General features: G+C 56.9%; 16 protein-coding genes. 12 read left to right on the top strand and 4 right to left on the bottom strand.

Features of this window, described 5'->3' with window-relative positions; genetic code table 11:
* The first annotated feature begins 34 nt into the window (after positions 1-34).
* The 7 genes from ACA070_RS14955 to ACA070_RS14925 all read left to right on the top strand — a co-directional run bounded on the left by ACA070_RS14955 (position 35) and on the right by ACA070_RS14925 (position 8,362).
* Positions 35-1,192: an efflux RND transporter periplasmic adaptor subunit gene (locus ACA070_RS14955; RefSeq protein ID WP_497451798.1), complete on the top strand. Its 1,158-nt coding sequence runs from the start codon at positions 35-37 to the stop codon at positions 1,190-1,192.
* Positions 1,193-1,206: 14 nt separating this feature from the next.
* Positions 1,207-4,305: a multidrug efflux RND transporter permease subunit gene (locus ACA070_RS14950; protein ID WP_497451797.1), complete on the top strand. Its 3,099-nt coding sequence runs from the start codon at positions 1,207-1,209 to the stop codon at positions 4,303-4,305.
* 156 nt (positions 4,306-4,461) lie between these two features.
* Positions 4,462-5,373: a hypothetical protein gene (locus ACA070_RS14945; RefSeq protein ID WP_497451796.1), complete on the top strand. Its 912-nt coding sequence runs from the start codon at positions 4,462-4,464 to the stop codon at positions 5,371-5,373.
* Between the two features lie 94 nt (positions 5,374-5,467).
* Positions 5,468-6,109, top strand: a complete 642-nt coding sequence (locus ACA070_RS14940) for a DUF1345 domain-containing protein (protein ID WP_497451795.1) — start codon at positions 5,468-5,470, stop codon at positions 6,107-6,109.
* Between the two features lie 76 nt (positions 6,110-6,185).
* Positions 6,186-7,025: an AraC family ligand binding domain-containing protein gene (locus tag ACA070_RS14935; RefSeq protein WP_497451794.1), complete on the top strand. Its 840-nt coding sequence runs from the start codon at positions 6,186-6,188 to the stop codon at positions 7,023-7,025.
* A gap of 53 nt (positions 7,026-7,078) precedes the next feature.
* On the top strand, positions 7,079-7,690 hold the full coding sequence (locus tag ACA070_RS14930) for a LysE family translocator (protein WP_497451793.1): 612 nt from the start codon (positions 7,079-7,081) through the stop codon (positions 7,688-7,690).
* 168 nt (positions 7,691-7,858) lie between these two features.
* Positions 7,859-8,362, top strand: coding sequence for a hypothetical protein (locus ACA070_RS14925; RefSeq protein ID WP_497451792.1), 504 nt, complete (start codon positions 7,859-7,861; stop codon positions 8,360-8,362).
* A gap of 228 nt (positions 8,363-8,590) precedes the next feature.
* On the opposite strand, the gene ACA070_RS14920 is transcribed toward ACA070_RS14925, so the two are convergent.
* The 4 genes from ACA070_RS14920 to ACA070_RS14905 form a co-directional block, all read right to left on the bottom strand.
* Positions 8,591-11,023: an autotransporter outer membrane beta-barrel domain-containing protein gene (locus ACA070_RS14920; RefSeq protein ID WP_497451791.1), complete on the bottom strand. Its 2,433-nt coding sequence runs from the start codon at positions 11,021-11,023 to the stop codon at positions 8,591-8,593.
* Between the two features lie 262 nt (positions 11,024-11,285).
* Positions 11,286-11,924 (bottom strand): hypothetical protein, encoded by a 639-nt coding sequence (locus ACA070_RS14915; RefSeq protein WP_497451790.1) that lies wholly within the window; start codon positions 11,922-11,924, stop codon positions 11,286-11,288.
* Positions 11,925-11,974: 50 nt separating this feature from the next.
* Positions 11,975-13,393 carry a hypothetical protein gene (locus ACA070_RS14910; RefSeq protein WP_497451789.1) on the bottom strand — a complete coding sequence of 473 codons (1,419 nt, stop codon included), beginning with the start codon at positions 13,391-13,393 and terminating at the stop codon, positions 11,975-11,977.
* 115 nt (positions 13,394-13,508) lie between these two features.
* Complete coding sequence (locus ACA070_RS14905) at positions 13,509-14,360, bottom strand: hypothetical protein (protein ID WP_497451788.1); 852 nt, start codon at positions 14,358-14,360, stop codon at positions 13,509-13,511.
* A 238-nt stretch (positions 14,361-14,598) separates the two neighbouring features.
* Between ACA070_RS14905 and ACA070_RS14900 the strand changes: the two genes are divergently transcribed.
* The 5 genes from ACA070_RS14900 to ACA070_RS14880 all read left to right on the top strand — a co-directional run bounded on the left by ACA070_RS14900 (position 14,599) and on the right by ACA070_RS14880 (position 19,936).
* Positions 14,599-15,624: a LacI family DNA-binding transcriptional regulator gene (locus tag ACA070_RS14900; RefSeq protein WP_497451787.1), complete on the top strand. Its 1,026-nt coding sequence runs from the start codon at positions 14,599-14,601 to the stop codon at positions 15,622-15,624.
* Between the two features lie 154 nt (positions 15,625-15,778).
* Positions 15,779-16,561, top strand: coding sequence for a sugar phosphate isomerase/epimerase family protein (locus ACA070_RS14895; protein WP_497451786.1), 783 nt, complete (start codon positions 15,779-15,781; stop codon positions 16,559-16,561).
* Positions 16,554-17,540: a sugar kinase gene (locus ACA070_RS14890; protein ID WP_497451785.1), complete on the top strand. Its 987-nt coding sequence runs from the start codon at positions 16,554-16,556 to the stop codon at positions 17,538-17,540. Before ACA070_RS14895 ends, ACA070_RS14890 begins: the two co-directional genes overlap by 8 nt.
* A 95-nt stretch (positions 17,541-17,635) precedes the next feature.
* On the top strand, positions 17,636-18,934 hold the full coding sequence (locus ACA070_RS14885; protein WP_497451784.1) for an MFS transporter: 1,299 nt from the start codon (positions 17,636-17,638) through the stop codon (positions 18,932-18,934).
* A gap of 21 nt (positions 18,935-18,955) precedes the next feature.
* Entirely contained in the window at positions 18,956-19,936 is a 981-nt protein-coding gene (locus tag ACA070_RS14880) for an NAD(P)-dependent oxidoreductase (protein ID WP_497451953.1), read from the top strand.
* The last annotated feature ends 102 nt before the right edge of the window (positions 19,937-20,038 follow it).

The raw sequence follows: 20,038 nt of genomic DNA, 5'->3' as shown, positions 1-20,038 counted from the left end.
GTAGGATGCGGGCAGTCATTATTGGGGTATTTACATGTCAAAGAACCTGCTTGCCAAGCTCAGCCTGATTGCATTGGCGTTGACGCTGAGCGCTTGTGACAAGTCCTCGAACGCCGAGGAACAGGCACCTCTGGCCACGGTCCGCGTCGAGACCATCGAAGCCCGGCCCCTGTCGATCACCAGCGAATTGAGCGGGCGGATTGCGGCGCCACGGATTGCCGAAGTCCGCGCCCGGGTGGCCGGCGTCGTGTTGCAACGCGCCTTTCGCGAAGGCAGCGACGTGAAAAAAGGCGATGTGCTGTTCCGTATCGACCCGGCGCCGTTCAAGGCAGACCTGGACAGCGCCGAAGCCGCGTTGCGCAAAGCTGAAGCCAACGCCTTCCAGGCAAAACTGCAAGAACAGCGTTATGCCCAGTTGATCGAAGGCAACGCCATCAGCGGCCAGGATTACGACAACGCCCGGGCCAGTGCCCGGCAAACCGCCGCCGATGTCGCCGCCAGTAAAGCCGCGGTGGACCGGGCGAAACTCAACCTCGGTTACGCCACCGTCACTGCGCCGATTTCCGGGCGCATCGGCCGTGCACTGGTAACTGAAGGCGCGCTGGTCGGGCAGAACGAAACCACGCCACTGGCACTGATTCAGCAGCTAAACCCGATTCATGCCGACCTGACCCAATCGACCCGCGAACTCAACGACCTGCGCCGCGCGTTCCGTTCTGGTGAGTTAAAGGAAGTGGGTCAGGGCCAGGCCAAAGCCACGCTGATTCAGGATGACGGCAGCCTCTACCCGCTGCCGGGCAAGTTGCTGTTCACCGACATCACCGTCGACCCGGGCACCGGCCAGATCATCGTGCGTAGCGAGTTCCCCAACCCGGACCTCGACTTGCTGCCCGGCAGTTTCGTGCGGGTGCGCCTGGAGCAAGCGGTGAATCAGCAAGGCATCAGCGTGCCGCAGCGGGCCATCCAGCGTGACAGCGCCGGTATTGCTCAAGTGCTGGTGCTCGACGCTGAGCAGCGCATCGGCCAGCAACCGGTAGAACTGGGCGCCGTGCAGAACGATCGCTGGATCGTCATCGGCGGCCTGAAACCCGGCGACCGCATCGTCACCGAAGGCCTGCAACATGCCAAGCCCGGTGAAAAAGTCCAGATCGACAACACCCCTCTTCCACTTGCCCAGGTTTCTGGTCAGTAAGCAGGACGCTTTTTATGCCGCAGTTCTTTATCGATCGCCCGGTATTCGCCTGGGTGGTTGCCCTGTTCATCCTGCTGGCCGGCGCGTTGGCCATTCCACAGTTGCCGGTGGCGCAATACCCCGACGTTGCGCCGCCGCAGATCGAAATCTACGCCGTGTACCCCGGTGCCTCGGCGCAAACCATTGATGAAAGCGTGGTCAGCCTGATCGAGGAAGAACTCAACGGCGCCGATCATCTGTTGTATTTCGAATCCCAGAGCAGCCTCGGCAGCGCCACCATCAAAGCCACTTTCCAACCGGGCACTAACCCGGAGATGGCCCAGGTCGATGTGCAAAACCGCCTGAAAGTGGTGGAATCGCGTCTGCCGCAAGCGGTCAATCAGCAAGGCTTGCAGGTGGAGAAAGTCTCCGCCGGTTTCCTGTTGTTGATCACCCTGACTTCCAGCGACGGCAAGCTCGACGATGTGGCGCTCAGTGATTACCTGGCGCGCAACGTGATGAACGAGATCAAGCGTCTGGACGGTGTCGGCAAGGCCCAGTTGTATGGCGCCGAACGGGCGATGCGCATCTGGATCGACCCGCAGAAGCTGGTCGGTTTCAACCTGACTCCGGCCGACGTCAACGCCGCCATCGTCGCGCAGAACGCCCAGGTCTCGGCCGGCAGCATCGGCGATTTGCCGACGCGCACCACCCAGGAAATCACCGCGACCATTTTGGTGAAAGGCCAATTGTCGACCCCGGAAGAATTCGCCGAGATCGTCCTCAAGGCCAATCCCGACGGTTCCAGTGTCCGTATCAAGGACGTGGCGCGGGTCGAGATCGGCAGCGAGCAATACCAGTTCGGCACACGTCTGAACGGCAAGCCGTCCACCGCCGTCAGCGTGCAGTTGGCGCCGGGCGCCAATGCCCTGAGCACCGCGACCCTGGTGCGGGCGAAGATGGACGAACTGGCGCGCTACTTCCCGGCGGGCGTGGAATACAAGATCCCGTACGACACCTCGCCGTTCGTCAAAGTCTCGATCACCAAGGTGGTTTACACCCTCGGCGAGGCGATGCTGCTGGTGTTTGCGGTGATGTTCCTGTTCCTGCAGAACATCCGCTACACGCTGATCCCGACCCTGGTGGTGCCGGTGGCGCTGATGGGCACCTTTGCGACCATGTTGGCGCTGGGCTTCTCGATCAACGTGCTGACCATGTTCGGCATGGTCCTGGCCATCGGCATTCTGGTGGACGACGCCATCGTGGTGGTGGAAAACGTCGAACGGATCATGGCCACCGAGGGCCTGTCGCCCAAAGAAGCGACACGCAAGGCCATGAAACAGATTACCGGGGCGATCATCGGCATCACCCTGGTGCTGGTGGCGGTGTTCATTCCGATGGCGTTCATGCAGGGTTCGGTCGGGGTGATTTACCGTCAGTTCTCGCTGTCGATGGCCACCTCGATCCTGTTCTCGGCGTTCCTCGCGCTGACCTTGACCCCGGCGTTGTGCGCGACCCTGCTCAAGCCGATTGCCAAGGGCGAGCATCACGAGAAAACCGGTTTCTTCGGCTGGTTCAACCGTGGTTTCGAACGATTGACCGCGCGTTATCAAGGCTGGGTCGCCTATGCGCTGAAACGCACCGGTCGTTATCTGCTGATCTACGGCGTGCTGCTGATCGGTCTGGGCCTGTGCTTCAGTCGCCTGCCCTCCTCGTTCCTGCCGGTTGAAGATCAGGGTTACACCATCACCGACATTCAGCTACCACCGGGCGCGAGCAAAAACCGCACGGTGCAGGTCGTGGAGCAAATTGAAGCGCACAACGCCACGGAACCCGGCGTTGGCGACAGCACGGTGATTCTCGGCTTCAGTTTTTCCGGCAGCGGGCAGAACGCCGCGCTGGCGTTTACCACGCTGAAGGATTGGTCGGATCGGGGCAGCGATGACTCGGCGAGTTCGATTGCCGACCGTGCCAACATCGCACTGAGCCAGATCAAGGACGCCGTGGCTTTCTCGGTACTGCCGCCGCCGGTTGACGGTCTCGGCACGTCCAGCGGCTTCGAGTTCCGCTTGCAGGACCGTGGCGGCCTCGGTCATGCCACGCTGATGAAAGCACGCAGCGAGTTGCTCGCCGCCGCCGAGAAAAGTCCGATCCTGATGAACGTGCGCGAAAGCGCGCTGGCCGAAGCGCCGCAAGTGCAGCTGGAAGTCGACCGCAAACAGGCCAACGCACTGGGCGTGTCCTTTGCCGACATTGGCAACGTGCTGTCCACGGCGGTCGGTTCCTCCTACATCAACGACTTCCCCAATCAGGGGCGGATGCAGCGGGTGGTGGTTCAGGCTGAAGGCGATCAGCGCAGTCAGGTCGCCGATCTGTTGAAGATCCACGTGCGTAACGATGCCGGAAAAATGGTGCCGTTGTCGGCGTTTGTTCAGGTGAAATGGATTCAGGGCCCCGCGCAATTGACCCGTTACAACGGCTATCCGGCGATCAGCATTTCCGGCGAGCCGTCGCCCGGTCACAGCACCGGGGAAGCCATGGCGGAAGTCGAGCGCCTGGTTGCGCTCGGCCCGGCAGGGTTGGGTCAGGAGTGGACCGGGTTGTCATTGCAGGAACGTTTGTCCGGCAGCCAGGCGCCGATTCTGCTCGGGTTGTCGCTGTTGATCGTGTTCCTGTGTCTGGCGGCGTTATATGAGAGTTGGTCGATTCCGACCTCGGTGCTGCTGGTGGTGCCGCTGGGTGTGCTCGGCGCCGTACTGGCGGTGACCTTTCGCGGTATGCCCAACGACGTGTTCTTCAAGGTCGGGCTGATCACCATCATCGGCCTGTCGGCGAAGAACGCGATCCTGATCATCGAATTCGCCAAGAGCCTGTACGACGAAGGGCATGACTTGATCGACGCCACGCTGCAAGCCGCGCGCCTGCGATTGCGGCCGATTGTGATGACGTCGCTGGCGTTCATTCTCGGCGTGGTGCCATTGGCGATTGCTACCGGGGCCAGCTCGGCGAGCCAGCAAGCGATCGGCACCGGGGTGATTGGCGGGATGATCACGGCGACGCTGGCGGTGGTGTTCGTGCCGGTGTTTTTTGTGGTGGTGATGAGGCTGGTCATACGTTTAAAGAAAACGCACTGAGTCTTTTCATTCTATTAATTGTATTTTTTAAGCCAACGCGCCCCCGTGAACTGTCAGATCTGACAGTTCACGGGGGCTGCATTCCTCTTTACGCTGGGATCAACGCTCGACGACATCGTTGAGCACGAGATGAACCCTCAGCGAAGGAATGCCCAGATGAAAAAATCAACCAGTCGTACACCCAACGCCACTATCGGAACGTGCACCGCTGATCTTGGCGAGCGCGACAAGTTTGTGGGCGACGAAAATAAAATGAAGTTATACAAGGATCCTGATGAAGGTCGCTGGTATGCAATGGCCACCCATAACGTCAAGGAAGATGAACTTCGTTTTTACGATCTCGACCTCATCATTCCTTTTGATGGAAATGTGGAGAACAAGGATTACGAAATTGATGACGATTTCGCCAACCCGAAAACCGTAAAGGCGATCTTTTGGAAGCGCAATGGACCGGGCGTCGAAGCGTTCATTGCTAAAACGGGTCGTTTAACCTGCACCATCGACGAAAGTACCGAGCAAGCCACCGCCACCTTCGAGTTCAAGACAAAGAACCTGGACGTTATCGTGACCGAAGGGGTGTTCGACCTTGAAGGCTTTGATCCAAGCCTCACCGGACCTATGGACCTCAAAGCGTCTGGCGACTTCACAGCGGCTATTCAAGACGGCGAGATCACGAAAGATTACAGCGCCAGTGAGCTTGCCCTTTCCTGGCAACACGGTAACGACACTAATTTTCCGGCTCCGCATTGGTGGGCCTGGTCCAAGCAGTCGGGCTCCCCTAATGTCGTTATCGCCCTGTTTATCGCGGACACGCTTGAGATCAACAAGAAGTACACGCTCACCCGGGACAGTGCTGAAGTTCGGGCGATGTACATCGATTTTGATCCCTCCGGGATACGGAGTCATGTCTCAATCGACGGGACGCTCATACTCACCTCCGTTCCGCCACAGGGTTCATCTACGGGCGTCTTGACCGGTACCATCAATTTCGAAGCCGAACACTCCGACGGGGCAAAAACCATCGAGGTGGAAAACGGGGTGTTTAATTTCAACGGCACAAAACACTGACTTGAGTGCTTTTGAAAAAGGTTAAAAACCCCGCACTTGCTGCATCACTCACGGCAGGGCTATGGTGCTGCAAAGCCCCTGACCGTGAGTCTTCATGCCCTTCCTCGCCCGCACCCACCCTCGCCTGTCCGCCGCCGCCACCCTCGGTGTCGCGGCAGGCATTCTGGCTCCGGCCGATTCGGTCATCAGCAAAATCCTCATTGGCTGGAATGTCGGGGTCTGGACTTATCTGATCCTGATGATCTGGCTCGCCGCACGCGCCAAGGCGCCTGACGTAAAGCGTATTGCCGAGGTCGAAGACGAAAACGCCGGCCTGGTGCTGTTTGTAGTGTGCATCGCCGCGCTTGCCAGCCTCGCGACCATCACCTTCGAACTGGCCGGCAGCAAAGAGCTGGAAACCAATCTCAAACTGCTGCATTACGGCTTTACCGCGTTGACCATCATCGGTTCATGGTTGTTGATCGGGGTGATTTTCAGCGTGCATTACGCTCGCCTGTTCTACACCTGGGACGGCAAGGACCTGGCGTTGCGCTTCGCTGAAGGACTCGAAACCCCCAATTACTGGGACTTTCTGTATTTCTCTTTCACCATCGGCGTGGCGGTGCAGACTTCGGACGTGGGCGTGGCGACCCGGAGCATGCGCAAGATTGTGCTGGCGCAATCATTGATCGGATTTCTGTTCAACACGGCGATTCTCGGGTTTTCGATCAATATTGCAGCGGGGTTGTTTGGCTGAGGGCTGCACAAACGTTCTAGCCACACAAATCGCCGCAAGCATTAAATAAGTTTGCAATCCGTCTATCAGGTGCAGCATGACCACTCACAACTGGATCGATCTGACCCAGGACGCCGATACCGGCATCGAAACCCTGCGCGCGCATTTCGAAGGCCATGCCTACGATCCGCACTGGCATGACAGTTATCTGGTGGTTTTGACGGAGCAAGGGGTTCAGCAGTTTCACTGTCGGCGAACAAAGCACCAGAGCACGCCGGGCAAGGTGTTCCTGCTCGAACCGGGTGACATCCACGACGGCGACGCACCGACCGACGATGGTTTCACCTACCGCATGTTGTACCTCGATCCACAGTGGCTGAAACGTGAACTCAGTGCAGTCTTCGAAAATGCCACCGACAACAGTCAACTGAGTTTCGCCAATACGTTGGCCAGCGATAGCCGACTGGCCCACGCCACCAGCCTTGCGTTTCAAACCCTGCATCACGGTGAGCTGAAAATCGTTCGCCAGACCGCTCTCGACGGCTTGCTCGAACGCCTGACCAGCCACCTGCATTGGCGCACTCGTTACGGTGATGACCCACGCCTGCCGCTGGTGGCCCAGAGGGCTCGGGAGTATCTGCACGCCAACGCTCAATACGACATCGGCCTGGACCAACTCGCAGTCGCGACAGGCGTCGACCGCTTCCGACTGACCCGCGCATTCAAGGCGGCCTATGGGCTCGCACCCCACGCCTATCTGGTGCAATTGCGCCTGTCCAAGGCTCGGCGAATGCTCTCCAGCGGCGTGCAACCGGCGGCGGTGGCGATGGAGTTGGGTTTTGCCGATCAAAGTCACTTGGGACGCTGGTTCGTCCGGGCTTATGGGATGACGCCGGCGCTGTACCGCAAGCGCTGCTCAAATGTTCCAGACGCGTGATGCTTTAACCGTAAAAATCGACTCCGGGGAATGAATCTTCTGGAGCTCTGATAATGCTAGCCACCGCCACGTCTTTTTTACCGTTTGTGCTGTTTGCCTTTGTTGCCTCTATCACGCCAGGGCCGACCAACATTCTGGTGCTCAGCAATAGCGCCCGATTTGGCTTCAAGTCCGCGCTGCCGATCGTTCTCGGAGCCTGCACCAGTGCGGCGTTGCTTGTGTGGCTGGCAGGTAGCGGCATTTCTCATTCCCTAAAGGAGCATTCCGATGTCCAGCAGGTAATGCGCTGGGTCGGGGCGTTCTGGCTGAGCTATCTCGCATGGCAAATTTTTCGGGCGTCGGCGCAGGTGACTGACCCAAAGTCATCACCAGTACAGATCGGGTTTTGGGGCGCAGCGGCATTGCAATGGGTGAATCCCAAAACCTGGATGATGGCCATCGCGGTTGTCAGTGTATTTGCCGATGACCACAATAATCGGCAAATTCGGCTACTAACGTTGTCTGTCATCTTTTTTTGCGTTTCGCTTCCATGCCTGACAAGTTGGGCATGGTTGGGAACCGGCGCCCGATTACATCTTGATTCGCCAATAAAGCGTCAAAAACTTAACCAATTCATGGCACTGCTTTTATTTGTGTCTGCCTGGTTAAGTTTTATACCTGGTTAAACTACAAGCCGTTGATTCAACGCATCGAATAGTTCACAAAAATCATCAACTGTAAACTGTCAGCTCTGACAGTTTACAGTCAGTCGTCAGTTGGGGTTTTATACCTCATCCAGGATTAGGACTACTCAGTCTTTGGATTCCACACACCACCCTTCTGGAGATACTCTCATGAGCCAAGCAGCGCTAAAAACATTCGCGACGATCCGGCCAGCCACTGCGCAGCCTTATTTTTCCGCGGCAGTAAACGGATCGTCCATCCCTCAATATGCCCACATCAAGCAGCCCCCCCAACTTGAGTTTCGAGCGACATCCGCCCCGACCTTTAAATGGGTGGAGTACCCGAACGGTACTTTCTTGCGGTTAAACGCCGACCACACTGAAAACGGTTTGACCAGAAGCTTTCAGATCGTTTTTTGGGTAAAGCCAACATCGACCACTTACACAATAAGCGAGTACAGCGACACGATCGCCCTCACTTACTATTCCGATCCCGTGAATGCTGCTTTGCACCTCGGTGTCGGTGGTTCAATCACGATAGAATATGACGAAGCAGAGGAGACACTCAGCGGAAAATTCAATGGATTGTTTGATCATGGAGGTGATGGAGGTGCCGATATCTTCCCGATCGACGGGTCTTTTTATGCTACTGGTTGTAAACCCACTCGAACATAGAGTCCGTTCAAATATGCGATCAAAATGAAGCTTGACGTTAAAGCCAGCCTGTTATGTCCACCGTTTGATGTATTTGCAAAAAATAAACCGATGCCTGAACAGGCATCGGTTTATTTATGCATTGGATTCGAATGCGGTAGCTGAGAAGCTGACCTGAATCAAAACCGGTCAGCTTGACTGGCAGGGATTAATCTTAGGGTTCCATGCAAGATTTTTAGAAGTTGTAGCTCAATCCAATACTCCCCCCAGTTCCTGGTCAACTTTGTTGCCGCGACTGGTACCCACTTCGGCGTACACCTGCCATTTCCTGGCAGCAGGTATCCAGTTGAGTCCACCCGTCAACTCAACGCTGTTGCTGGACTGATCATTATCAAATTCAATATCGTTGACACTGACGCGATTGTTATTGACGAACTCACGACTGACCGCGGCGCGTACCCGGGGCTGAAGCTTGCTTCCGTTGAGCAGAGCTATCTCCCGCCCTACCGCCATACCGACTTTGCCGATCAGAGAACGGGTCTTGTCATTGTTCACGTGCAGGCCATTATTCAGGCTGTAGTCCTCGCCTCCCACTATGGCAGCCCCAACGTTTGCGGAAGGCTCAAAGAAGTAGCCATTGTCCAGGACAAAGTGCTTGCCGACCTCGACAGAACCGCTTACGCCTGTATTACTGAAGCTGCTCTTCGCATGGGAGTCATCGCTCATCGTGACGTTCACATCGTTATCAAAGCGGTTGACCTTTGCAACAATATCCACGTAATAACCCGTCGCTTCATCGAAATAGGTCAAGTAGGTTCCTGCATACATGCTGTCAATCGATCCGGTACTGCCGCTCGCCAGGTTCAGGTTAGTGGTACTTTTGCCGACAAATGCGCCGTAAAGCCATTGACCGTCCCCTATAGGCAAGGGGGCATCCACCCCGATCGCGACACCCGCCTGATTTTGCTTGTATCCATTACCGTAGGAATTTTTGACGTTGTATTGATTGCCGTAAGTTCGCATCCAGATACCGTATCCGGAACCCTCGGCATCCGCAGACAGTCGGTTGGCCGATGGTGCTTTCGGCTGAGTGCCGGCCATGCGCCGGTCCCCAAGACGAGTGTTCAGCGTCGTCATTTCCGCATAAATCACTGTTGGGACCGTCCCGGCTATGGCCATAGCCGTTGTTGTGCCCGTGCTTGGAGCCGGATTCTCTGCATCGGGTCGCAAGTACAGGCCTTCGCCATCCTTGACCAGTTTGTAGGCCAGGGCACCGACGTCGACCTGGTCGTTTTTCAGGGAGAACTCCGCGTCCCCGGAGGCGATGGTGCCTATCATGACTGGTGTACCACTGGCAGGCTCACTCCCGGTCGCGGCTACCTGTAACTCGTAACGCCCGGTTGCAGACTGTGTGACATTCAAAAAGTCGGACTTTCCGGCGGGCAGGTCAGCCCGCATATAGAATTTACCGTCGCCCGAGAGGTTCTCAATGTCCAGACTCGTGAAGTCTTCGGTCGTGCCAAAGCGAACACCGCCTCCTCCCAGTTTCAGATTTTTAATGGAGTTGCTACCCGCCATGTACCACTCGGCATCACGACTGATGGAGATGTCGCTGACACCGGTAACGGCTCCGTGGAAAACCGAGTTATTGTCCAGCGTCACCACGCCGGCTCCGAAACCCTGGACATTGCCGGTCAGGAAGCTTTGTGTATCAAGATTCACCGAATCAACGTTATTCAGATTACCGTTCAGGCGGGCATTGTTTCGCAGCACCACACTGGCACTACCGCCAGTAGCAACCTCAATGTTGCCTTCCAGCTCGCTGTTGTCGACCTGGAATCGGGCTGCGGCCCCCTCGATGACCTCAAGAATATTGTCATTGCCCCCAATCAGGCTCGAACCGTTTCGCACGTCGATCAGGACTGGCTGGCCGGTCGGCGTAGCGTAATTGACACTGATCGCGGCACCGGTTGTGCCTTGCACAGTTGAATGGTCCAGGGTTACCAGGCTTTGCCCCGTGACAGCGCCAGGATCCAGAAAAAAATCTTCCTCGAACATAATGCCATTCAGGCCGCCAACGACCTGGCTGCCTGCACTGATATTGGCGTGACCGCCAATCAACTCAAGACCGATGCCGTCCAAATCGGTGCCTTCCACCCGGGTATTAACCAGGTTCAATGTACTTAAAGAAGTGACTGCAGCACCGGAAAAACCGCCCAGCACGGAGCTATTGGTAACCGTCGCGACAGAACCCACAGGAATAAGCTGATCGCGTGCCAACGTCAATGCCGTGTTCTGACTGGTTAAAGTGCTATTTGTCACCGAGGCATGACTGTCCATTAATGCTAACGCCGCATCGAACCCCGTACTGGTCACTGTAGAGGAAGTCAGATTGATGCGGGCATTCGCAGAACCACTTATTTGCGACGTGATGGCTGTGTCAGCGTTAAGTGTTCCGCCACCGACGCTAATATCCAAAGCGCCCGCATTGTTTATATTGAGTTCGGCGGTAGCTGGAATAGTCCATTGTTCAGGCGTAGCGCCTGAGGATACTGTTTCTATCTCCCCTGGCAGCAGAGTCCTTGAATACGCGAAATCGGGTGCAGCGACCATAAAAAAAGTATATGAAATTGCACTGGTAAACTTAAAAAAAACAAACCCGGACTTGTTTTTAAACCTCATGGAAAACTACTCAATTAGTGTTTCTGTGGAACAGCGGAAGGAGGATCGACAGGCGAGCTTCTTCAGACCACCGTCATTGACAGCGTCGGAGATTATCTACATTTCAACGCCGGCTATGTAGGACAAATCTTTTTATAAGTCGGATAAATTCCTCGGACCCAAAACACACTGCGTATTTTTCACCAGCAGGAAGGAACTGCTGCGGGCCGGAAAAGCGTCACGCTTTCCCGGCAACCGCGGCATCACTGTTATTGATTAGCAGCTACAGGGCTGGGTCCCATCCAGGTTCAGACTCACAATACAAGTAGTCTGCGTTGAGTAAATAAACAGTCATCTCAGTAACCACCGATGTAGTCACTACTGGAGTCGAATACCAGACTTTCACGTAACCGGCATAAAATTCGGTTTCGTCTGGTGTAGTTGGCGGAGGTCGCGGGACATTCCTTATGACCGGGTCATAAGGTTCAACATCGAAGATCATTCCGGCGACCAACTCAGCTGCAGTAATTTTCCGGGTCCTTGTGAAATCGGTGTCTGTAGGAGCTGGTTGGCTATAATCTTCGGTTCGAAAGCCGCGCCAGTTGAAGGTTATATCCATATCCAATTCGAAATGAGGATTGGGTGGGATGCGGAATCGGGCCACGTGGTCGGTACCCGTCAAACTCGGGCAAATAATGAAATCATCCGGTGTATTATCTTCAGGCGGCCTTACGAACTCCGGCTTATCCAGAATAATGACCACTGTATTGACCGTCAGTGCTGTTTCTGCTGCCTTTTGATCATTGGTGCGATCAGGGCTTTCCGTCGTCCACCAGATCCGTTTCTGCCCAAGACCGCCAGGGTTAACAATGCCAGGGGTCAAATCCATCTCGATGATGGTATTGACATTAGTGGTGGTCAACGCCGTCGAGCCAACTACAACTTCACCCGCGTCCCCTCGATAATGCACAGTTACAAGCTCGTTCGATCCGGGGCCGGGTCCGGCCACGTTCCGCCGCTCTCCGGAGACAGATCAATGAAAATCGTGGCGGTTTGATTGACGTCCTGTGGGCCGAGTTCGTTGTCTGTAACGGGGGCTTGGCCGCGAACAATCAGCGGTTTCAACTCAGGGTTGATTTCTGCGGGAGGGTTGATCTGGTCAGGCGGATAGGGAACACCGACCACTGAGTAGTCTGTATCTACGGTGGTACTCGAATTGCTGATGGAGCTGCCACCCCGCATCAGATCAGCGGTGACCAACACCGGCAGGATATAGTCGGTACCGGTTTGTTTAGTAAAGTATTCGTTCTGCAATTTCGCCCAGGGAATGGTGAACAACAGTTGCATTAGTGTACCAAAAGTGAGGTCTTCGGCCGCTTCATCACCCCATTTCAAACTCACACTGTCGGTATTGAGTGCATTGGTCGGGCGCATTACCCTCACCTGTACCCCTAGGCGTACATCCGGGAGATCGATCAGATTGTCTGTCTGTGCTTGCAGAACGACAGGATCGCCCAGCACCGGCAACGGTAGAAACATGACATTTCTGTAGTTCACCGACCAATTGCTGAAGTTGCCCGCCACGTCAGTAAGACGAAACCAGATCTGAATCCTGCCGGTGGTCACCGCGCGAAGAACGTCCATCGGAACAAGGACTGAACCGCAGGCAGGTACAGGCCCATCGAAAATGGGCGCTACTTCGGGCGGGTCAGTTCGGGTACCGGCCGCATAAACTGTGAGTTGATCATTTGCATCGAAATTCACGTACGTCAAGTCGACAGTCACTTGCAACCCGGGTGCGTTGCCAGGGATTTCTGCCCACCTGTCGTCGATGTTCGTGCCAACAGTTTGCGCATTGGGAAAAGTCACCAGCGGAATCGATTTCAAACCGGGTGTCACACCCGGAACCGGCCCTGTCTGCAATGGTTTTGCCTGCCAAGGAGCTCGACGGTCAATAAAGAATTGAGCGATGTTGGATGTCAAACCATTGAGATTGCGCTGATAAATGACAACCCTTACCCAAATCGGTGTCGCCGTTTCTGGAGTCGCAGCCTCGCCCAGAAACCTCGCGGGTAGAGTCACCGGGAAAACCGCTGGCCTGCCTGCCACCGGTCCTAGTTGGACCCGTGCAAGCGTTTCAAAGTCCGCATTTGTCGGATTGGCAGGCGGCTGGATGCGCGTAACCTGTACTGCCACTGTGTCATTGTCATGGGGGCCATCCCAAGTCGTCGTCGATATTTCGAGCGACAAGTCCCGCCCTGCAGGAATCGCAGCAAACGGAATAATATCGGCGTTCGACCCACGACCGTCCGGCACTGTGGGGACGGGGGCAAACCGTAAGCTGCCTGCTCCTCCGGATACGCCTGCCTCACTATCCTGATAAGTTGTCATTTGTATTCTCCATTACGATGAAAGTTTAATGAGAAACTACAAGTCCCCGATAAAGCGCTCTAACCATCTCGGTTCTTGCAGTCAAACATTCGTTACGACTCCACAACATGCGTTACTACATCCAGCTCGCACTCGAGCAAAATTCTTTCTCACCTGGAATAACCCTGTCTATTTTCACCAACCCTGTACGAGACCTGAACATCGGAATGCCATTTCGCACCAATGTATAAGTTGCCAGTGCCGAATCATTATTCGTCATGGGCTCGATATGAGGAATGAACGGTCTGACAACAATCAATACGTTATTTTTATCTCTGACGTCCGCCGCAGTGACCGTGCCCGAAAACCTGGTTAATGGTGTTAGTGCGGCACCTGAGCCGTTCAGCGAATCCCATCCCTGCCACATGAGTTCAATAATATCCAGTGGCTGAAAGCGATCATCAAACGGGATGAATATTCGAACCCCCTCCCAAATGTATAACGCCTCTGGATCGGAATTACTCTTATGGCAGTGGATATACCCCCATAAACTGGCATCAGGAAATATGGGTTCTTTAAGCACCAGCGGTGGTGGCGCAAGGGTGAACGTCAAACGCCGAGAGGGTGAAGTTGTAGGGTTAGGCGTCCGTACAATATAAAAAACTTCAAATGAAGCCGTGTTGGGCAGTGATGCCGGCGGTACCAGGATAAAAAACTCGGGGGCGCTATCTGCGGCACCGTATGTTCGTTGCGCGACCGAATCGGTGATGCCAACTATATAAATGTCGACCGTGTGCGTCCGCCCCCCTGCTGGAAAATCGGGCCAGCGAGGAACGATGACTTCGATGCCTCTTTCTTTCGCATCTGACGGCAGTGCTCCCATCGGGTCCGAGGGATCGACGCCCACAACACCGGGAATATCCACCAAAACCCCCGAATCGGAGGCCGTTGTGGCAGATGTTCGTTTCGGGTCGTTAGTCAATGGCATCGAGTCTCTCGCCTTGAACCTGTTACGTTCGATTTATAGAAATTAGATACTTACGCACCGCACTTGCCTACTGTCAGATCTGACAGGTATTACGACCGCCCGTCGGAAAAACTCGTTATCCGGCGGTTGCAATCATCATCTGCCAGTTGACGGCGAAGCCCGTTATGGGGTTTCCTGAAACCGGTTTCAGTCATTTCAGGCTGAATCCCGAACGCTTCTAAGAACAAGGTCCATCTACGTGAACGACTTTTCCGCCGCCCAGCGCAGCCGCGTCACCATGCTCGACGTCGCCGAACACGCTGGCGTCTCCAAGGCCAGTGTCTCGCGCTTCATCGGCGATGACCGTGCCCTGCTCTCCGATGCCATTGCCCTGCGCATCGAACAAGCCATTGCCGAACTCGGCTATCGCCCCAACCAGATGGCCCGCGGCCTGAAGCGCGGGCGCACTCGCCTGATCGGCATGCTGGTGGCCGATATCCGTAACCCTTATTCGATTGCCGTGATGCACGGGGTGGAAACCGCCTGCCGTCGTCATGGCTACAGCCTGGTGGTGTGCAACACCGATCGCGATGACGAGCAGGAGCGCCAGCATTTGGCGTTGCTGCGTTCGTACAACATCGAAGGCTTGATCGTGAACACCCTTGGCCACCACCGCGATGAGTTGCGTGAACTGCACCGGGAGATGCCGATGGTGCTGGTGGATCGCAAGGTCGAACAGCTTGAGAGTGATCTGGTCGGCCTGGACAACCCGGCCGCGGTGGAAATGGCCATCGCCCATTTGCAGGAACGCGGGTATCGCGACGTGCTGATGGTGACGGAACCGTTTGACGGCACCAGTTCGCGGATTGAGCGGGTCGACAGTTTCAAGGCGCAGATCGGGCAGCGTCCGACGCTGACCGGCGCGGTGGTGGAAACCGGTAGTGAGTTGACTGCGCAGCTGAAAACCTTCCTCGACACACCTGGCTCGGGGCCGAAAGCGTTGTTTTGTGCCAATGGCATTGCGGCGTTGGCCGTTACTCATTCCTTGCGTGAGTTGCAGTGCAATCTGTTTGAGGATGTCGGGCTGATCGCGCTGGATGATCTGGATTGGTTTCCGTTGGTGGGCAGCGGGATTACGGCGCTTGCCCAGCCGACGGCGGAGATTGGCGCGAGCGCGTTTGAGTGTTTGCTCAAGCGGTTGCGCGGGGATGACGGGCCGGTGCGGAAGATGGATTTTTCGGCGCGGTTGATTGTGCGGGGGTCGACTCTTGGAAATCTTCGGTGAATGTTAGGGCCCTATCGCGAGCAGGCTCACTCCCACAGGTGTACGCATTCCAATGTGGGAGCGAGCCTGCTCGCGATGAGGCCCGAAAGCACACCCCATCACTTATGCCATTTTTTTTGAACAAAAATGAAACCGGTTTCAGAGGTGTAAAACAATGAATAAACCACCCGTCTCCATCAGTCTGTCGAGCTACGGCGCCGACCTGGTCCGCCAACGCGGCCAAGGCAGTTTTATCGAGGTATTGGCCGCGGCCGGTGCCACGCGTATTGAATGGCGCGAAGAGTTGCTGACCGATGAAGATCCGTTGCAACTGGCCGACGCTACCCAATCCCAAGGTCTGGAAAGCATTTATTCGTCGCCGATGGAATTGTGGCTCGCCGGTCAATCGAAACCCAATCCTGAACTGGTCACCACCCTCCAACGCGCCGAAGCGTTTGGCGCCAAATGGCTGAAAGTCTCCCTGGGTTACTTCACCGACAACAACGATCTCCAGGCCTTGAGCCGAATCCTCGCGCAAAGCCCGGTGCAGCTGCTGGTGGAAAACGACCAGACCTTGCACGGCGGCCGTATCGAACCGTTTCAACGGTTCTTCGGCGATGTCGAGCAGCACAATCTGCCGATCAAAATGACCTTCGACATCGGCAACTGGCAATGGCAGGACCAGTCCGCCGCCAGCGCTGCGCGGTTGCTCGGCCGGCATGTCGGCTATGTGCATTGCAAAGCTGTTGCGCGGCGGGCCGACGGCAAACTGGTCGCCATCCCGCCGGCCGCCTGCGACGTGCATCTGTGGGAACAACTGCTGCGGCACATGGCCCAAGGCGTAATGCGTGCGGCGGAATATCCGCTGCAAGGCGATGACCTGGTGCGGTTGACCACCGAGCACGTCGCCACCCTCGCCCGCCTCGGTCAATCCCGCCTGGAGAGTGCTCATGTCTGAGTTCGACATCCTGTCGTTCGGCGAAACCATGGCGATGTTTGTCGCCCAGCAGAACGGTGATCTGGCGGCCGTCAGTCAATTCCACAAGCGCATTGCCGGGGCGGACAGCAACGTCGCGATCGGCCTGTCGCGGCTGGGTTTCAACGTAGCGTGGTTGAGCCGGGTGGGTGCCGATTCGCTGGGGCGGTTTGTCGTCGACACGTTGAAAAAAGAAGGCCTGGATTGCAGGCATGTCGCCATCGACCCGGCGCACCCGACCGGATTTCAGCTCAAGTCCCGCACCGAGGATGGCAGCGATCCGGCGGTCGAGTATTTCCGTCGCGGTTCGGCGGCCAGTCATTTGTCGGTGCAGTCGATCTCCCCGCCATTGCTCAACGCTCGGCATTTGCACGTCACTGGTATTCCTCCGGCGCTGTCCGCGTCCGCCCGGGAGATGTCGTTTGAACTGATGACCCGCATGCGCAATGCCGGGCGCAGCGTTTCGTTTGATCCGAACCTGCGCCCGAGCCTGTGGGCCAGCGAGCTACTGATGATCCGCGAAATCAATCGCCTCGCCGCCCTCGCCCATTGGGTGTTGCCGGGGTTGAGTGAAGGCCGGTTGCTGACCGGGTTTGAAGACCCGGCGGATATCGCAGCGTTTTATCTCGATCAAGGTGCTGAAGCGGTGGCCATCAAGCTCGGGCCGCACGGTGCGTATTACCGCACGCATCAGGATGAGGGGTTTGTCGCGGGCGTGCCGGTGGCAACGGTGGTCGACACGGTTGGGGCTGGCGATGGCTTTGCCGTCGGCATGATCAGCGCCTTGCTGGAAAACCACAGCTTTGCCGATGCCGTGCAACGGGCCAACTGGATTGGCAGCCGGGCGGTGCAGAGTCGGGGGGATATGGAGGGGTTGCCTACCCGAGCCGAGATGTCTGCTGAATTTGAGATAGCTGTTCGCGGGCAAGCCTCGCTCCTACAGGATCACGCACCACTGTAGGAGCGAGGCTTGCCCGCGAAGAGGCCCGCACAGTCACTGAAGATTTGTAACCCGTTACCTGCTGCGACAAAAACAACAAGCTCAGGAGCACCATCATGAAAACCGCCTCACTCGCCACCCGCCGCTGGTGGTACATCATGCCCATCGTCTTCATCACCTACAGCCTGGCGTATCTGGACCGCGCCAATTACGGGTTCGCCGCCGCCTCCGGAATGGCCGCCGACCTGATGATCACCCCCGGCCTGTCGTCGATGCTCGGCGCGCTGTTCTTCCTCGGTTACTTTTTCTTCCAGGTGCCGGGCGCGATCTATGCGCAGAAGCACAGCGTGAAGAAGCTGATTTTCGTCAGCCTGATCCTCTGGGGCGGGCTCGCCACATTGACCGGCATCGTCTCCAACGCTTATTGGCTGATCGTGATTCGCTTCATGCTCGGCGTGGTCGAAGCCGCGGTGATGCCGGCGATGCTGGTGTACCTGTGCCACTGGTTCACCCGTGCCGAACGCTCCCGGGCCAACACCTTTCTGATCCTCGGCAACCCGGTGACCATGCTCTGGATGTCGGTGGTGTCGGGTTACCTGGTGCAGCATTACAGCTGGCGCTGGATGTTCATCATCGAAGGGTTGCCGGCGGTGCTGTGGGCCTTTATCTGGTGGCGCCTGGCCGATGACCGTCCGGCCCAGGCCAAGTGGCTGACCGACCAGGAGAAGCACGATCTGGAAAGCGCCCTCGCCGCCGAACAGGTCGGCATCAAAGCGGTGAAGAACTACGCCGAAGCCTTCCGCTCGCCGAAAGTGATCATCCTCGCGCTGCAGTTTTTCTGCTGGAGCATTGGGGTCTACGGGTTCGTGTTGTGGCTGCCGTCGATCCTCAAGGCCGGCGCGCAGATGGACATGATCGAAGCCGGCTGGCTCTCGGCGCTGCCGTACCTGGCCGCGGTGATCGCCATGTTGCTGGTGTCCTGGGGCTCGGACAAATTGCAGAAGCGCAAACGCTTCGTCTGGCCACCGCTGCTGATTGCCTCCATTGCGTTCTACGGCTCCTACGCCTTGGGCGCCGAACATTTCTGGTGGTCCTACACGCTATTGGTGATCGCCGGTGCCTGCATGTATGCGCCGTATGGACCGTTTTTTGCGATCGTTCCGGAAATCCTTCCGGCCAACGTTGCCGGGGGTGCCATGGCGTTGATCAACAGCATGGGTGCGCTGGGTTCGTTTGGCGGTTCGTATCTGGTCGGTTACCTGAACAGCTCCACCGGGTCGCCCGGCGCTTCGTATTTGCTGATGAGCGGCGCATTGATGCTCTCGGTGGTGCTGACGATTTCCCTCAAGCCCGGCGCCAGTGACCGGGTCGTCGCCAAGGCCGCTGCGCAACGGCCAGCGGCTGCTCACCCTTGAATTGAAGTTGAGATGATGACGATGAAAAAGCAGGTCGTGCTGTACAAGAAACTTTCGCCGCTGTTGATGGCTCGCCTGCATGAACACACCGACGTGACGCTGATCGACAACCTCAACCCGGAGGGTATCGCACAACTGCGCGCCGCCCTGCCCCGTGCCCACGGCCTGCTCGGTGCGAGCCTGAAGCTGGACGCCGAACTACTCGACATGGCGCCGAATCTGCAAGCCATCGCCAGCGTCTCGGTGGGCGTCGACAATTACGACATCGACTACCTGACCGAGCGGCGCATCCTGCTCAGCAACACGCCCGACGTGCTGACGGAAACCACGGCTGATACGGGTTTCGCGCTGATTCTGGCGACGGCCCGGCGGGTGGTGGAGCTGGCCAACATGGTCCGTGCCGGGAAATGGACTCGCAACATTGGGCCGGTGCATTTTGGCACCGATGTGCACGGCAAGACGCTGGGCATCATTGGCATGGGGCGGATTGGCGAGGCGTTGGCGCAACGTGGGCATTTCGGCTTTGGCATGCCGGTGATCTACCACAGCCATTCGCCGAAACCGGCGGTTGAGCAACGATTTGATGCTGAGTACCGCAGCCTGACCGAGCTGTTGCAGCAGGCGGATTTCATTTGCCTGACCTTGCCGCTGACGGCTGAGACCGAAGGCTTGATTGGCGCCGAGGAATTCGCCTTGATGCGGGCGGAGAGCATTTTCATCAATATTTCCCGGGGCAAGGTCGTGGATGAAGTGGCGCTGATCGAGGCGTTGCGCACCGGGCAGATTCGCGCGGCCGGGCTGGATGTGTTTGAGCGTGAACCGCTGAATCTGGATTCTCCGTTGTTGGCGTTGAACAACGTGGTGGCGACGCCGCACATGGGGTCGGCAACGCATGAGACGCGGGAGGCGATGGCTGGGTGTGCGGTGGATAATCTGCTGGCCGCGTTGGCTGGGGATCGGCCTGCAAATTTGGTGAATGTTGGGGCGTGGTCCGAAGCGTAAGAATTTCGTCGTCTGTCAGTCAGCCTTCGCGGGCAAGCCTCGCTCCTACACTGGGTTTGTGGGGTTCACAAAAACCCTGTAGGAGCGAGGCTTGCCCGCGAA

The organism is Pseudomonas sp. LBUM1678 (genome assembly GCF_059695575.1).
The sequence above is the reverse complement of the archived record's forward strand: the minus strand, read 5'-3'. Positions and strand labels throughout refer to the sequence as shown.

Coding starts and splice junctions, on each gene's coding strand:
- ACA070_RS14955 (WP_497451798.1), top strand. CDS start 35: ATGTCAAAGAACCTGCTTGCCAAGCTCAGCCTGATTGCATTGGCGTTG.
- ACA070_RS14950 (WP_497451797.1), top strand. CDS start 1,207: ATGCCGCAGTTCTTTATCGATCGCCCGGTATTCGCCTGGGTGGTTGCC.
- ACA070_RS14945 (WP_497451796.1), top strand. CDS start 4,462: ATGAAAAAATCAACCAGTCGTACACCCAACGCCACTATCGGAACGTGC.
- ACA070_RS14940 (WP_497451795.1), top strand. CDS start 5,468: ATGCCCTTCCTCGCCCGCACCCACCCTCGCCTGTCCGCCGCCGCCACC.
- ACA070_RS14935 (WP_497451794.1), top strand. CDS start 6,186: ATGACCACTCACAACTGGATCGATCTGACCCAGGACGCCGATACCGGC.
- ACA070_RS14930 (WP_497451793.1), top strand. CDS start 7,079: ATGCTAGCCACCGCCACGTCTTTTTTACCGTTTGTGCTGTTTGCCTTT.
- ACA070_RS14925 (WP_497451792.1), top strand. CDS start 7,859: ATGAGCCAAGCAGCGCTAAAAACATTCGCGACGATCCGGCCAGCCACT.
- ACA070_RS14920 (WP_497451791.1), bottom strand. CDS start 11,023: ATGAGGTTTAAAAACAAGTCCGGGTTTGTTTTTTTTAAGTTTACCAGT.
- ACA070_RS14910 (WP_497451789.1), bottom strand. CDS start 13,393: ATGACAACTTATCAGGATAGTGAGGCAGGCGTATCCGGAGGAGCAGGC.
- ACA070_RS14905 (WP_497451788.1), bottom strand. CDS start 14,360: ATGCCATTGACTAACGACCCGAAACGAACATCTGCCACAACGGCCTCC.
- ACA070_RS14895 (WP_497451786.1), top strand. CDS start 15,779: ATGAATAAACCACCCGTCTCCATCAGTCTGTCGAGCTACGGCGCCGAC.
- ACA070_RS14890 (WP_497451785.1), top strand. CDS start 16,554: ATGTCTGAGTTCGACATCCTGTCGTTCGGCGAAACCATGGCGATGTTT.
- ACA070_RS14885 (WP_497451784.1), top strand. CDS start 17,636: ATGAAAACCGCCTCACTCGCCACCCGCCGCTGGTGGTACATCATGCCC.
- ACA070_RS14880 (WP_497451953.1), top strand. CDS start 18,956: ATGAAAAAGCAGGTCGTGCTGTACAAGAAACTTTCGCCGCTGTTGATG.